Genomic DNA, 14,318 nt, shown 5'->3' with positions numbered 1-14,318 from the left:
CTTTCCATGGATATCAAGACTGCCCTGAGCCGTATCGTCGGCCATCTGGACCTGAGCACCGCTGAAATGAGCGATGTCATGCGCGAAATCATGACCGGCCAATGCACCGATGCGCAGATTGGCGCCTTTATGATGGCCATGCGTATGAAGAGCGAGAGCATCGACGAAATCGTCGGCGCCGTCTCGGTGATGCGTGAACTGGCGGACAAGGTCGAGCTCAAGACCCTCGACGGTGTGGTCGATGTGGTTGGCACCGGCGGCGATGGTGCGAATATTTTCAACGTCTCGACGGCGTCCTCCTTCGTGGTGGCGGCTGCCGGCTGCACCGTGGCCAAGCACGGCAACCGTGCCGTCTCCGGCAAGAGCGGCAGTGCCGACCTGCTGGAAGCGGCCGGGATCTACCTGAACCTGACACCGGTGCAGGTGGCGCGCTGCATCGACAACGTCGGCATCGGCTTTATGTTTGCCCAGTCCCACCATGGGGCGATGAAGCACGCCGCCGGCCCGCGCAAGGACCTGGGCTTGCGCACCCTGTTCAACATGCTTGGCCCGCTTACGAATCCGGCCGGTGTGAAACATCAGGTGGTGGGCGTGTTCAGCCAGGCGCTGTGCCGGCCATTGGCCGAAGTTCTGCAGCGCCTGGGCAGCAAGCATGTGCTGGTGGTGCACTCCAAGGATGGCCTGGACGAGTTCAGCCTGGCGGCCCCGACCTTTGTGGCCGAGTTGAAGAACGATCAGGTCACCGAATACTGGGTCGAGCCAGAAGACCTCGGCATGAAGAGCCAGAGCCTGCATGGCCTGGCGGTGGACAGCCCGGCGGCGTCCCTGGAATTGATTCGCGATGCCCTGGGGCGTCGCAAGACCGAAAACGGCCAGAAAGCGGCCGAGATGATTGTTCTGAATGCTGGCGCGGCACTTTATGCAGCCGATCACGCCTATAGTCTTACAGACGGTGTCGCCTTGGCCCACGATGCGCTGCATACGGGTCTGGCTCGCGAAAAGCTCGAAGAGCTGGGAGCATTCACGGCCGTATTCAAGATGGAGAATGAAGGATGAGCGTGCCAACAGTTCTGGAAAACATCCTCGCCCGCAAAGTTGAAGAAGTGGCCGAACGCCGCGCACGGGTGAGCCTGGCCGAGTTGGAAAGCCTGGCAAAAAGCGCCGAGGCACCCCGCGGTTTTGCCAATGCCCTGGTCACCCAGGCCAAGCTCAAGCAGCCAGCGGTGATCGCCGAGATCAAAAAGGCCTCGCCGAGCAAAGGCGTGATCCGCGAGCACTTCGTGCCAGCAGAGATTGCGGCCAGCTATGAGAAGGGCGGGGCGACTTGCCTTTCGGTGCTCACCGACATCGACTACTTCCAGGGCTCCGACGCTTACCTGCAACAAGCCCGCGCCGCGTGCAAGTTGCCGGTGATCCGTAAGGACTTCATGATCGACCCGTACCAGATCGTCGAGGCGCGGGCGTTGGGCGCGGATTGTGTGTTGCTGATCGTGTCGGCGTTGGACGACGGGCAGATGGCCGAGCTGGCGGCAGTTGCCAAAGGCGTGGGCCTGGATGTACTGGTCGAAGTCCACGACGGTGACGAACTGGAGCGTGCGTTGAAAACCCTCGATACACGGCTGGTGGGGGTCAATAACCGCAATCTGCACACCTTTGAAGTCAACCTGGAAACCACCCTGGACCTGCTGCCGCGCATTCCCCGCGACCGCCTGGTGATTACCGAGAGCGGGATCGTCAATCGCGCGGATGTGGAGTTGATGGAAATCAGCGACGTCTACTCGTTCCTGGTCGGCGAGACCTTTATGCGGGCGGAGAATCCTGGGGCGGAGTTGCAGCGCCTGTTTTTCCCGGAGCGTGGCCTGCCGGTCAGTGGTTCGACGCTGGATTGATCCAAAAGGGGCTCACTTTGGGAGCTGGCTTGTGTGGGAGCTGGCTTGCCTGCGATAGCATCACCTCGGTGCAACAGAGACACCGAGGCGACAGCATCGCAGGCAAGCCAGCTCCCACATTTTTTGTGTTTATTCAGAAAGGTAGGTGTTCGATGATCCAACCCGTAGCGATGACCGTTGAAGCAGGCCTTGCCGTCGAGCAGGACTTGCTGGCTGCCGTCTGCGCGGGTGAGCAATCCTTCGGCCTGCTGTTCTGGCAACCCAGCGACCAGGCACTGGTGATGCCTCGTCGCCTGAGCCGCTTGCCTGCGTTTGAAGCGGCGAGCCAGGTATCGGCCGCCCACGGTTGGCCGGTGTTGTTGCGGGAAACCGGCGGTGAACCGGTGCCGCAATCGAGCGCCACGGTCAATATCGCCCTGGTCTACGCACCGCCGCGCAGTGAGGGCGACCAGGGCCGGATTGAAACCGGCTACTTGCGTCTGTGCCAACCCATCTGTGACCTGCTGACCGAATTGGGTGGCGATGCCTCCGTGGGCGAAATCGACGGGGCCTTTTGCGATGGCCGCTATAACGTCAACCTCGACGGGCGCAAGATGGTCGGTACGGCCCAGCGCTGGCGCCAGAGTGGTGGGCGCCCGGTGGGCCTGGTGCATGGCGCGCTGTTGCTGGATAACCATCGCGAGGAACTGATTGCGGCGGTCAACCGTTTCAATCAGGCGTGCGGCCTGGAGCAGCGGGTGCGCGCCGACAGCCATATCGCCTTGCATGAAGCTTTTGCTGCGCCGGATGCCATCAGCCGCCTCGACGGTTTATACCGGCAGATGCTGGCGCAGGTCTTTGCGCCCTAGCGAGTACCGAACACTACCATCGTCTTGCCTTTGACGTGCACCAGGTTGCGCTCTTCCAGATCCTTGAGCACTCGACCGACCATCTCCCGCGAACAACCGACGATCCGCCCGATCTCCTGGCGAGTGACCTTGATCTGCATGCCGTCGGGATGGGTCATGGCATCGGGCTGCTTGCACAGTTCCAGCAGGCAGCGGGCCACGCGCCCGGTGACGTCGAAGAACGCCAGGTCGCCGACTTTGCGCGTGGTGTTGCGCAAGCGCTGGGCAATCTGGCCGCTCAGGGCGTAGAGGATGTCGGGGTCCTGTTGGGCCAGCTCGCGAAACTTCGTGTAGCTGATTTCTGCGACCTCGCACTCGATCTTGGCCCTTACCCAGGCGCTGCGTTCCTGTTCTTTCCCGGCTTGCTCAAACAGGCCCAGCTCCCCGAAAAAATCACCGGTATTGAGGTAGGCGATGATCATTTCGCGGCCGTCTTCATCCTCGATCAGGATCGTGACTGAACCTTTGATAATAAAGAACAGGGTTTCCGAGCGTTCCCCGGCGCAGATGATGTTCTGCTTGGCCGGATAGCGCCGACGCTGACAATGGGTCAGCAACTTATCGAGGTTCTTGATCTTGGGTGTGGGGGGGGTAATAGCAACCATGGTTGTATCCCGAAAAGACTGCACGGTGTGGTTGGACGTGTATTTTTTATCGAGCGAGGTCCATCCAGTGGATGGCAATGCGCCATTGATTTGGCGCCAGCTTAACAGACACATTCTGACTCGATCAGGGAATTTACCTATCAACGCCCACTGTTGATCGTGTTCCGGCAGAACACTGCGCTCGCGGGGGCCTGTGATAAGCTGACGCCCCTTTTTTAGCAGTGGAGTCTGGGCGATGAAGGCACGCATCCAATGGGCGGGCGAAGCCATGTTCCTCGGTGAGTCGGGCAGTGGTCATGTGGTGGTCATGGACGGCCCGCCAGAAGCCGGTGGCCGCAATCTGGGGGTACGTCCCATGGAAATGCTCCTGCTCGGCGTGGGTGGCTGCAGCAACTTCGATGTGGTCAGTATCCTGAAGAAGTCGCGCCAGGCAGTGGAAAGCTGCGAAGCCTTTCTGGAGGCCGAGCGCGCGACTGAAGACCCGAAGGTATTCACCAAGATCCATATGCATTTTGTGGTCAAGGGGCGTGCGCTGAAGGAAGCGCAGGTCAAGCGGGCCATCGAACTGTCGGCGCAGAAGTACTGCTCGGCCTCGATCATGCTCGGCGCGGCCGGTGTGGCCATTACTCATGATTACGAGATCATTGAGTTGGGTTGATCACAGGACCTGCTGGAAAAAAGAAAGGGCGCTTTGCAAGCGCCCTTTTTTGCAGTTCAGATTCGGTAGGTGCTCTTGGTCATGACCTTGGCCATCAGGCTCATGCCAAACCTCACTGGCGCCGGGAAGCGGAAACCGCCGGCATCCAGCGCGCTTTCTGCGTGCTGCTCTTCATCGATACGCATCTGCTCAAGAATCGCCCGGGATTTTTCGTCCGCGGCCGGCAGTTGTTCCAGATGCTCATCCAGGTGCTTGCACACCTGATGTTCGGTCGCGGCGACAAAACCCAGGCTGACCTTGTCGCTGATCAAGCCGGCAGCGGCACCGATACCAAACGACAGCCCATAAAACAGTGGGTTCAGCACACTGGGGTGGCTGCCCAACTGGCGGATACGTTGCTCACACCAGGCCAGGTGGTCGATTTCTTCCTCGGCCGCATGCTCCATGGCTGCGCGCACTTGCGGCAGCTTGGCGGTCAGGGCCTGGCCCTGGTACAGCGCCTGGGCACAGACTTCACCGGTATGGTTGATACGCATCAGGCCAGCGACATGCCGGGTATCCGTCTCGCTCATTTGTGCTTCGGGTTGCACGATGGCCGGTGATGGGCGATACGGCTGGCCGCTGAAGGGCAGCAACGTACGCATGGCGGTGTCGGCTTGCAGCAACAGTCGGTCAATCGGCGAGTAGTGACGCTGGGTAGTCATGCTGACCTCCGGGAAAAATCTCGGCGGCCAGTTTACCGCAAGAGAGGGGTGTGCGTTTGCGCTGGGTCATGCTTCTTGCAGGGGCCGGCAAGCCGGCTCCTGCAATGGGGGGCCTCAGCCCGGTGGCCAGTTCATCTGGCGTTGACCCAATACGTGCATATGAATGTGATAGACGGTCTGGCCGCCATCCTCATTGCAGTTCATCACCACACGAAAGCCTTTTTCACAGCCTTGTTCCACGGCCAGGCGCTGGGCGGTGAACAGGATATGCCCAGCCAGGCCCTTGTCTTCTTCCGTAAGGTCGTTGAGGGTGCGGATCGGTTTTTTCGGAATCACCAGGAAATGCACGGGGGCCATTGGCGCAATATCGTGGAAGGCCAGGACCTGGTCATCCTCGTAGATAATCCTCGCGGGTATTTCTCTGTTGATGATCTTGGTGAACAGAGTATCCACAGCTGTTTCTCCATTATGAAAGTGCAGGGTGAGTGTACTCAGCAGGTCAGCGCGGGCAATAGGCTTTGTTGATGGCGCCGGCAATCTTGCGGGTCAACCAGCGCGGGCTCAAGCGCGGGCTGAATGCCAGCCAGCGGTTACGGCGACCGGGAATAATGATCGCTTTGTTCTTTGCCAGGGCACGCACGGTGTGCAGCGCCACTTCTTCCGGGCTCATCAGTTGTTGACGGTCCAGCTTGGCAGTGTCCATCTGCGCGGTGCCGAAGAAGGCGGTGCGTGTCGGGCCGGGGCAGAGCACTGAAACCTTGATGCCACAGCTCTTCAGCTCTTCGCGCAGGCCTTCGGAAAAGTGCAGCACATAGGCCTTACTGGCGTAATAGGTGCTCATCCACGGCCCCGGCTGGAAGGCCGCGACCGAGGCGACGTTGAGGATCTGCCCCCCACCGTGCAGGGCCATGGCATTACCCAGCGCGTGGCACAGGCGGGTCAGGGCCAGGATGTTGACCTCGATCAGGTCCTGCTCGGTCATCCAGTCCTGGGCCAGGAACGGGCCGCTGGTGCCCATGCCGGCGCAGTTGACCAGCAAGTCGATCTGCCGCTCGCCTTCTTCCAGCTCCAGCAGGAACCCCGAAAGCCGCAATGGCTCACCCAGGTCGCAGGCGCGGAACAACACTTCGACGCCAAAGCGTTGGGTCAGCTCTATGGCAATACTTTCCAACTGATCACGCTGGCGGGCCACCAGAATCAAGCTGCGGCCGCGACGGGCCAGTGCTTCGGCCAGGGCCAGGCCGATGCCGCTGGAGGCGCCGGTGATCAGAGCGTAACGGGTCATGCGTTTCTCCATCGCAACGCCACCGGGCCTGCGACAGATGCGTCACAGGCGTGGGGCGTTTCTTCATTCTTCTGGAGAGTCTACAGGTTCGGCTGCTTCGGCAGCACTTTGCACATCTTCTTCACCGGCGATGACGCTCTGGTCAGCTTCATCATCGGTGCTCATGGCGCTGCTTTCGTAGCCGCTGTCCACGCTGGTTTCCAGTTGGTCCAGATAACCACTCATGCCCAGCATCACTGCTGCGGCGAATATCAGCGGGATGATTGCCAGCCACAGAGTGGCCAGGACTTTCACGGCGGTGGAGTTGCGTGGCGGTGGCGCACCATATTGGTTGGCGCCCGCATTGCCTGGCAGCACAATCAGCAGGATCGGGAAAATGCTGCCTACGATCGGCACCAGGTTCAGGAACCATAACCACCCGGACCAGCCCAGGTCATGCAGGCGTTGCACGGTGATCTGGACACTGATCCACACAGAGGCCACGAACAGGGCGGTACCGAGCAGTGAGCCAATGATGATTGCGGCCGTGGGGGAGACGGCCGCAACACCCAGGCCAACCGTGAACAGGGCGCCAACGATGGCTGACAAGACCATACTCAAGACCAGCGTCCAGGCGAGGAAGCGCAGGCGACCTATCCGCCCGTTGATGGTGAAGACCTTTAGGGTGGAAAACTCAGGAAGGTTATCCCCCACGGCTGCGCGCGGCGGTGCATACGGCGACGCGGCCGGGCGCGAAAAGTCAGAGGCGCCGGAATCGGTCTCGTGGGTTTCGGCCAGGTTGAAGGCCACGGGTTGTTCGGCTTCGATACGTGCATCAACCCCGGCGTTTTTCAAGGCGGCCAGGTAGGTTTCGGCATCGGGGTGGGACAGGTCGCGTTTGAGCGCAACCGGGCGCCCGGTGAAGAGCTTTTCGATCGCCTCGACTTCGCTTTTGAACAGTTCGGCCAGGTTCAGCTTGGCGGTGGTGCTTTCGACACCCGGGAGCAGGGCTCCATCAAACACAATCTTGAAACGGTTGTCGCTCATGCGGGCATCCTTGTCACTTTTCAGGGGGTAATGCAGGCCTGCCTCAATGGGCAGGCCTGGCGGGTATGTCAGCGTGGCCAGCGCAATTGTGCTGCTTGCTCGCGGGCCTTGCGGTATTCGGCATCGAGGCGGGCAACCAGTTCATCGACACTGGGTAAATCGTCAATCTCACCCACGCCCTGGCCGGCGGACCAGACCGTCTTCCAGGCTTTTGCCTCGTCGCTGAGGGGCTTGAGCTTGGCGCCAAAGTTGACTTCACCCTTGCCTTGCAGGGCGGCGAGGTCGAAACCGGCGTTTTCCAGGCTCTGACGCATAAAGCTCGCCGGCACGCCGGACACCGCCGGAGTGTGCACGATATCGGCCGCGCGCGATGTGAGCAGCATCTCTTTATAGGCATCGGGGGCGTGGCTTTCAGTGGTGCCGATAAAGCGCGTGCCGAAATACGCGAGGTCAGCCCCGAGCAATTGCGCGGCGAGGATTTCGTGCCCATGGTTCAGGCAGCCGGCCAGCAGCAGGGTCTTGTCGAAGAACTGGCGGATTTCGGCGATCAGCGAGAACGGACTCCAGGTGCCGGCGTGGCCACCGGCTCCCGCTGCCACGGCGATCAGCCCGTCGACACCGGCTTCGGCAGCTTTTTCGGCATGGCGCCGGGTGGTGACGTCATGGAACACCAGGCCGCCGTAGCTGTGTACGGCGTCTACCAATTCTTTGACCGCGCCCAGGCTGGTGATGACGATCGGCACCTTGTGCTCGACACAGATCGCCAGGTCAGCCTCAAGGCGCGGGTTGCTGTGGTGCACGATCAGGTTGACCGCGTAGGGCGCGGGGTTGTCCAGCAGCGCCAGGCCCGCCTCGATTTCTTCCAGCCAGGCCTTGAAACCACTGCTTTCGCGTTGGTTGAGTGCCGGGAAGCTCCCGACCACGCCATTGCGGCAGCACGCCAGGACCAGTTGTGGGTTGGAAATCAGGAACATCGGCGCAGCCACCACGGGCAGGCGCAGACGTTGTTCTAGCAAAGCGGGCAGCGACATTGGAAGTACCCCGGATTAAGTGCAACTGATGAGAGTTAGAACGGCTTTACGACGACCAAAATTACAATAGCCAGCAATATCAGAACTGGCACTTCATTGAACCAGCGATAAAAGACATGGCTGCGGGTGTTTTCGCCACGGGCAAAACGTTTTACCTGGGCGCCACACATATGGTGGTAGCCGATCAGGATCACCACCAGGGTCAACTTGGCGTGCATCCAGCCACCCTGGCTGAAGACGCTCGGGTTAAGGCTGATCAACCAGATACCGAAGACCAGCGTGGCGATCATCGCCGGCAGCATGATGCCCTTGTACAGCTTGCGCTCCATGAGGCTGAAGCGCTCCTGGCTGACGGCATCCTGGCTTTGTGCGTGGTAGACGAACAGGCGCGGTAGGTAAAACAGCCCGGCAAACCAGCAGACAATGCTGACGATATGAAAGGCTTTGAGCCATAGATAAAGCATTTTTAGTTATTCCCAGGTTCACGGTAACTGGAGATAGTAGAGGTTAGAGTGTGCGCACGTCACCTTGACGGTTGTCGCAGAACGATACGGCCCCTATTATCGACGGCTTTCCAGTGGTTCGTTGAGGGCAGGTTTATGGTCAAGGTCGGTATCGTCGGCGGCACGGGTTACACCGGTGTCGAATTGCTGCGTCTGTTGGCTCAGCATCCGCAAGCTGAGGTGGTGGTCATCACCTCCCGATCCGAGGCCGGCCTGGCCGTTGCCGATATGTATCCCAACCTGCGCGGTCATTACGACGGGTTGGCGTTCAGCGTTCCGGATATCAAGACCCTGGGTGCCTGCGACGTGGTGTTCTTTGCCACGCCGCACGGGGTTGCCCATGCCTTGGCCGGCGAGCTGCTGGCGGCCGGGACCAAGGTCATCGACCTCTCGGCGGACTTCCGCCTGCAGGATGCCGATGAGTGGGCCAAGTGGTACGGCCAGCCCCATGGTGCTCCAGAGCTGCTCGAAGAGGCGGTGTATGGTTTGCCCGAGGTCAATCGCGAGCAGATCAGGCAGGCGCGCCTGATTGCCGTGCCGGGTTGCTATCCGACGTCGGCCCAGTTGGGTTTCCTGCCGTTGCTGGAGGCCGGCCTGGCTGATGCTTCGCGCCTGATTGCCGACTGCAAGTCGGGGGTCAGTGGCGCAGGTCGCGGTGCGGCCGTAGGCTCCTTGTACTCCGAGACCTCGGAAAGCATGAAGGCGTATGCCGTCAAAGGTCATCGTCACCTGCCGGAAATTCGCCAGGGCCTGCGCCGTGCGGCCGGCCGTGACGTTGGCCTGACGTTTGTGCCGCACCTGACCCCGATGATCCGTGGGATTCACTCGACACTGTATGCAACCGTTACGGATCGCTCGGTGGATCTGCAGGCATTGTTCGAGAAGCGTTATGCCAATGAGCCGTTCGTCGATGTGATGCCGGCCGGCAGCCACCCGGAAACCCGCAGCGTGCGCGGTGCCAACGTGTGCCGGATTGCCGTGCATCGTCCGCAGGATGGCGACCTGGTGGTGGTGCTGTCGGTTATCGATAACCTGGTCAAGGGCGCGTCGGGCCAGGCTGTGCAGAATTTGAACATCTTGTTCGGCCTGGATGAGAAGCTCGGCTTGTCCCACGCCGGCATGCTGCCTTAAAAGCAGCTACAAGTTTCAAGTTGTCAGTCGCAAGCTTGGAGCTAACGACTTGAAGCTTGCCGCTGCTCCCATAATAGTTGACCGCTTTTCTAGGAGAAGCGGATAATGGCCGCCATCACGCATATGGCGGCGCTACGCCGGGAGATTATCAGCATGAGCGTTGAATCCTTCACCCCCACGGCTTTGCAATTCACCCACGGTGCTGCGCACAAGGTGAAGAGCCTGGTCGATGAAGAGGGTAATGATCGCTTGAAGCTGCGCGTATTCGTTACGGGCGGCGGTTGTTCAGGGTTTCAGTACGGCTTTACCTTCGATGAAGATGTGGCCGATGACGACACCATCGTCGAGCGCGAGGGCGTAAGCCTGGTCGTGGATCCGATGAGCTTCCAGTACTTGGCGGGTGCCGAGGTGGATTACCAGGAAGGTTTGGAAGGCTCGCGCTTTGTGATCAAAAATCCGAATGCCACCACGACTTGTGGTTGCGGTTCGTCGTTTTCGATCTGATCGATAGCGGGTAGGCAAAACGCCGCTTGGCTCTTATGGGGCAAGCGGCGTTTTGCTATCTGCGATTCAGGCGGGGTAGATCGCGCCCAGTACGCGAAGGCCGCGGGCACCGGTCACGCTTGGGCGGTTGGCGGCGATGCCTTCAAGGCAGCAATGGGCCAGCCAGGCGAAGGCCATGGCTTCCACCCAGTCAGGATCTACGCCGTAGGTGGCGGTGCTGCTGACGCGGGTGGCCGGTAGCATGGCGGCGAGGCGGTTCATCAGCGTGGTGTTATGCGCGCCGCCGCCACACACCAGCAGGGTTTCGGTGTGCGATTGCGCGGATTTCAATGAGGCAACGATGGTCTGCGCCGTCAGTTCCAGCAGCGTGGCCTGGACATCCTGGGCATGCAGTGATGGCAGTCGGCCGAGGTGCTGTTCCAGCCAGGGTAGGTTGAAGACTTCGCGCCCTGTGCTTTTTGGGCCCTGGGTCAGGAAGAAAGGGTCACTGAGCAACGCGCTGAGCAGCTGTGGCTCGACCTTTCCTGTCGCCGCCCATTGGCCGTCGCGGTCAAAGGTTGCGCCCCGTTGCTGGTGAATCCAGGCGTCGAGCAGGACATTGCCCGGGCCGCAGTCAAAACCCGCTACCGGTTTGCCGGTCTCGATCAGGCTCAGGTTGCTGAAGCCGCCGACATTCAGTACTGCGCGGTTGCCGTCGGCCTCGCCAAACAGCGATTCGTGAAAGGCTGGCACCAGCGGCGCACCCTGACCACCGGCGGCCACATCGCGGCTACGAAAGTCACTGACCACGGTGATTCCGGTCAGCTCAGCCAGTAAGGCGGGGTTGCCGATCTGTACGGTGAAACCGCGGGCAGGCTCGTGGCGAATGGTTTGCCCGTGGCTGCCAATTGCGCGGATGTTGTGGTGAGTGAGCTGCTGTTGCTCCAGCAAAGCATGGATGCCCTGGGCGGCGAGTGTTACCCAGTTTTGCTGGGCAATCGCCGAACGTGCAATCTCGTCCGGGCCGCTGGCGCAAAGGCCCAGCAGTTCAACACGCAGGGGGGCGGGCATGGGGATGTAGTGCGTGGCGATCAGCTTGACCGCCGTTTCCTGCTCGATCAGCGCAATATCCAGGCCATCGAGGCTGGTCCCGGACATCACACCTATATAGAGCGCCATCGCTTAGCGCTTCGCCGAAGCCAGCATGGTGGCGCGTTCCTGGTCCATGCGTGCCATCAGCGGTTGGCTTTGCTGAAGGAAGCGGGCGCGCTCGGCCTTGGCGATCGGGTCGGCCATTGGCAGCTTCTGGCCCAGCGGGTCGACGTGCACACCGTTGACCTGGAACTCATAGTGCAGGTGCGGGCCTGTGGACAGGCCAGTGGTGCCGATATAGCCGATCACTTGGCCTTGCTTGACGTTGCCGCCGGTCTTCACACCTTTGGCAAAGCCTTGCATGTGACCGTAGAGCGTACGGTAGCTGTTGCCGTGCTGGATGATAACGGTGTTGCCGTAGCCGCCGCGGCGCCCGGCCAGCAGCACCTTGCCGTCGCCGGCAGACTTGATCGGCGTGCCGCGCGGTGCGGCATAGTCCACGCCTTTGTGGGCGCGGATTTTGTTCAGAATTGGATGCTTGCGGCCCATGGAGAAACGCGAGCTAATACGGGCGAAGTCAACCGGAGTACGGATGAAGGCCTTGCGCATGCTATTGCCGTCGGCGGTGTAGTAGCTGCTATTGCCTTGTTTGTTGGTGTAGCGCACGGCGGTGTAGGTCTTGCCGCGGTTGGTAAAGCGCGCTGACAGGATATTGCCGGTGCCGACGACCTTGCCGTTGGCTACCTTTTGCTCGTAGATCACGTCGAACTCGTCACCCTGGCGAATATCCTGGGCGAAGTCGATGTCGTAGCCAAATACGCTGGCCATGTCCATGGTCATGCTGTGGGACAGGCCCGCGCGCGCTGCGGACTGGGACAGTGAGCTGTTGATCACGCCATGAATGTAGGCCGAGCGCATCACCGGCTTGGTGGTCACGCGATTGAAGGCAAAGCCCTTGGCACCCTTGGTCAGGGTGATGCTTTCGAGGTCATTGAGGTTGCTGTGCAGGGTGGTCAGTTGGCCGTCCGGGGTCAGCTCGAACTGAAGCTTCTGGCCACGCTTGAGTTGGGTGAACTGCTTGGCTTGCTTATCGCTGGCCAGTACCTCATTAACAGTCGTGGCTGGAAGGCCGACCTTTTCAAACAGCGTCGATAGCGTGTCACCTTTGCCCACGATGACTTCACGATGCTCCGGGCCCTTTGCGACCTGGGGTGTAGGTGCTGCCTGGGCGGTTTGCTGGGTGTCGTCCGCACTGTCTTCGATCTGTGCAAATGGTGACTCGACGCTTGCGGTTGTGGCTTGTTGCGCGTCAGAGGCGTCTTGATCTTGTGTCAGTTGTTCAATCGGGCTCTCCAAGTCAAGGCTCAGAGTCGTTCGTTTGGCTTCTACGTCACTGGAAGGGAATACCAGGAGTGCCAGGCTGAGAAGGGCGGCGATACCACTTGCGGCGAGCAGGTGGGTCTTCGGGTAAAGCGGCGGCGCTTTAGACGGTTCAGTGGTCATAGGTAATTTTGACTTTGAAAAGATGAAATGGAAAAGATGAATGACATGATGAAGATGAAATAACTGTATAAAATATAACCAAATCATCTGTGGTGCAAGCTTGCGAATGCCGGGCTCGCCGAATGGTGTCTGTTTACAGGGCAAAACTTGTAATTAGTCCCTGATCTTGTATGGTTGGTTCCCTTTGAATCTGAGCCTTGCGGGTCTGTTATGAAGTCGGTTGAAGAGCAGCTAGCGCTGATCAAACGTGGTGCGGAAGAACTGTTGGTCGAGGCCGAGCTGATCGAAAAGCTCAAGCGTGGCCAACCCCTGCGTATTAAGGCTGGCTTTGATCCGACAGCGCCGGATCTGCACCTGGGTCATACCGTGCTTATTAATAAGCTGCGCCAGTTCCAGGAGCTGGGGCACCAGGTGATCTTCCTTATAGGTGACTTCACCGGGATGATCGGCGACCCGAGTGGTAAGAGCGCCACGCGCCCGCCGCTGACCCGTGAGCAGGTTCTCGATAATGCCGAGACCTACAAGACCCAGGTCTTCAAGATTCTCGATCCGGCCAAGACCGAGGTGGCGTTCAACTCCACATGGATGGATCAAATGGGTCCGGCGGACTTTATTCGCCTGACATCCCAGTACACCGTTGCGCGGATGCTTGAGCGCGATGACTTCGATAAGCGCTACTCCACCAATCAGCCTATTGCGATTCACGAGTTCCTATATCCGTTGGTTCAAGGTTATGACTCGGTGGCGCTGCGTGCGGATGTCGAGCTGGGCGGTACTGATCAGAAGTTCAACCTGTTGATGGGGCGTGAGCTGCAGCGCGCGTATGGTCAGGAGGCCCAGTGCATTCTGACCATGCCATTGCTGGAAGGGTTGGATGGCGTGAAGAAGATGTCCAAGTCGTTGGGCAACTATGTCGGGATCCAGGAAGCACCGGGCGTGATGTACGGCAAGCTGGTTTCTATTCCGGATGCGCTGATGTGGCGTTACTTCGAGCTGTTGAGCTTCCGCTCGATGGATGAGATCAATGCGTTGCGTGCCGACGTAGAGGCGGGTGCGAATCCGCGGGACGTCAAGATCAAGCTCGCGGAAGAGATTGTTGCGCGCTTCCATGGCGAGGAGGCTGCGGCCAGTGCTCACCGTGCGGCGGGCAATCGCATGAAGGATGGCGAGCTGCCGGATGATCTGCCTGAGATTGAGCTGACTGCTGGCGAGGCGATGCCGATCGCCGCTGTCCTTAATAAGGCAGGTCTGGTGAAGAACTCGGCGGTTGCTCGTGACCTTCTGGGTTCCGGTGGTGTGCGTATAGATGGTGAGGTTGTCGATCGCACCTTTATATACGAGCTGGGCGCGACCCACGTTTGCCAGGCCGGCAAGAAGGCATTTGCACGTATTACGCTTAAATCCGAATAAACCTGAAATTAAGGGTTGACGGCGATTTATATCTGTCTATAATTCGCCCCACTTCCGGCGCAGTCGAAACGGAAAACTCCTTGGTAAACAAAGAGTTACGCAGAATTCGAC

The 14,318-nt window shown here is 59.8% G+C and carries 16 protein-coding genes; 7 read left to right on the top strand and 9 right to left on the bottom strand.

The features are described from left to right. Positions 1-6 precede the first annotated feature (6 nt). The 3 genes from trpD (at position 7) to AC07W7_RS24985 (ending at position 2,737) form a co-directional block, all read left to right on the top strand. Positions 7-1,056 carry an anthranilate phosphoribosyltransferase gene (trpD, locus tag AC07W7_RS24995; RefSeq protein WP_495040307.1) on the top strand — a complete coding sequence of 350 codons (1,050 nt, stop codon included), beginning with the start codon at positions 7-9 and terminating at the stop codon, positions 1,054-1,056. After that, the gene (trpC, locus tag AC07W7_RS24990) at positions 1,053-1,889 is read left to right on the top strand and encodes an indole-3-glycerol phosphate synthase TrpC (protein ID WP_495040306.1); all 837 of its coding nucleotides are present in this window, start codon (positions 1,053-1,055) and stop codon (positions 1,887-1,889) included. The genes trpD and trpC overlap by 4 nt, the downstream gene beginning before the upstream one ends. Positions 1,890-2,041: 152 nt before the next feature. After that, positions 2,042-2,737 (top strand): lipoate--protein ligase family protein, encoded by a 696-nt coding sequence (locus AC07W7_RS24985; RefSeq protein WP_495040305.1) that lies wholly within the window; start codon positions 2,042-2,044, stop codon positions 2,735-2,737. Here the strand turns inward: AC07W7_RS24985 and crp are convergent. Continuing rightward, positions 2,734-3,381, bottom strand: coding sequence for a cAMP-activated global transcriptional regulator CRP (gene crp, locus AC07W7_RS24980; protein ID WP_076962209.1), 648 nt, complete (start codon positions 3,379-3,381; stop codon positions 2,734-2,736). The genes AC07W7_RS24985 and crp overlap by 4 nt on opposite strands. Before the next feature lie 235 nt (positions 3,382-3,616). Here crp and AC07W7_RS24975 point away from each other — a divergent pair, with 235 nt between their 5' ends. Beyond that, a complete protein-coding gene (locus AC07W7_RS24975) occupies positions 3,617-4,039 on the top strand; it encodes an OsmC family protein (protein WP_029296755.1) in 423 nt (140 codons plus the stop codon). Between the two features lie 56 nt (positions 4,040-4,095). On the opposite strand, the gene coq7 is transcribed toward AC07W7_RS24975, so the two are convergent. The 6 genes from coq7 to hemJ all read right to left on the bottom strand — a co-directional run bounded on the left by coq7 (position 4,096) and on the right by hemJ (position 8,549). Next, positions 4,096-4,743 (bottom strand): 2-polyprenyl-3-methyl-6-methoxy-1,4-benzoquinone monooxygenase, encoded by a 648-nt coding sequence (gene coq7, locus AC07W7_RS24970; protein WP_076962208.1) that lies wholly within the window; start codon positions 4,741-4,743, stop codon positions 4,096-4,098. 114 nt (positions 4,744-4,857) lie between these two features. Further along, on the bottom strand, positions 4,858-5,196 hold the full coding sequence (locus AC07W7_RS24965) for a histidine triad nucleotide-binding protein (RefSeq protein WP_032858506.1): 339 nt from the start codon (positions 5,194-5,196) through the stop codon (positions 4,858-4,860). Between the two features lie 46 nt (positions 5,197-5,242). Further along, positions 5,243-6,028: an SDR family NAD(P)-dependent oxidoreductase gene (locus tag AC07W7_RS24960; protein WP_099169010.1), complete on the bottom strand. Its 786-nt coding sequence runs from the start codon at positions 6,026-6,028 to the stop codon at positions 5,243-5,245. A gap of 63 nt (positions 6,029-6,091) precedes the next feature. After that, positions 6,092-7,054, bottom strand: coding sequence for a DUF805 domain-containing protein (locus AC07W7_RS24955; RefSeq protein ID WP_099169011.1), 963 nt, complete (start codon positions 7,052-7,054; stop codon positions 6,092-6,094). A gap of 68 nt (positions 7,055-7,122) precedes the next feature. Next, on the bottom strand, positions 7,123-8,085 hold the full coding sequence (locus tag AC07W7_RS24950; RefSeq protein WP_076962205.1) for an NAD(P)H-dependent flavin oxidoreductase: 963 nt from the start codon (positions 8,083-8,085) through the stop codon (positions 7,123-7,125). A 35-nt stretch (positions 8,086-8,120) separates the two neighbouring features. Further along, positions 8,121-8,549, bottom strand: a complete 429-nt coding sequence (gene hemJ, locus AC07W7_RS24945; RefSeq protein ID WP_029296744.1) for a protoporphyrinogen oxidase HemJ — start codon at positions 8,547-8,549, stop codon at positions 8,121-8,123. Between the two features lie 135 nt (positions 8,550-8,684). Between hemJ and argC the strand changes: the two genes are divergently transcribed. Next, the gene (argC, locus tag AC07W7_RS24940; RefSeq protein WP_076962204.1) at positions 8,685-9,719 is read left to right on the top strand and encodes an N-acetyl-gamma-glutamyl-phosphate reductase; all 1,035 of its coding nucleotides are present in this window, start codon (positions 8,685-8,687) and stop codon (positions 9,717-9,719) included. Positions 9,720-9,872: 153 nt separating this feature from the next. Further along, a complete protein-coding gene (erpA, locus tag AC07W7_RS24935; RefSeq protein ID WP_003176443.1) occupies positions 9,873-10,223 on the top strand; it encodes an iron-sulfur cluster insertion protein ErpA in 351 nt (116 codons plus the stop codon). 66 nt (positions 10,224-10,289) lie between these two features. Here erpA and AC07W7_RS24930 read toward each other — a convergent pair whose 3' ends face one another. Together AC07W7_RS24930 and AC07W7_RS24925 are read right to left on the bottom strand one after the other, a co-directional pair. Then, positions 10,290-11,381 carry an anhydro-N-acetylmuramic acid kinase gene (locus AC07W7_RS24930; protein ID WP_099169013.1) on the bottom strand — a complete coding sequence of 364 codons (1,092 nt, stop codon included), beginning with the start codon at positions 11,379-11,381 and terminating at the stop codon, positions 10,290-10,292. Between the two features lie 3 nt (positions 11,382-11,384). After that, complete coding sequence (locus AC07W7_RS24925) at positions 11,385-12,797, bottom strand: OapA family protein (protein ID WP_495040304.1); 1,413 nt, start codon at positions 12,795-12,797, stop codon at positions 11,385-11,387. A 210-nt stretch (positions 12,798-13,007) separates the two neighbouring features. On the opposite strand from AC07W7_RS24925, the gene tyrS reads away from it, so the two are divergent. Further along, on the top strand, positions 13,008-14,207 hold the full coding sequence (gene tyrS, locus AC07W7_RS24920) for a tyrosine--tRNA ligase (RefSeq protein ID WP_076962201.1): 1,200 nt from the start codon (positions 13,008-13,010) through the stop codon (positions 14,205-14,207). Positions 14,208-14,318: the final 111 nt, after the last annotated feature.

Source organism: Pseudomonas sp. GW821-FHT01D09 (genome assembly GCF_059422465.1).
Note: the sequence above shows the minus strand (reverse complement) of the source record. Positions and strands in the feature narration are given on the sequence as shown.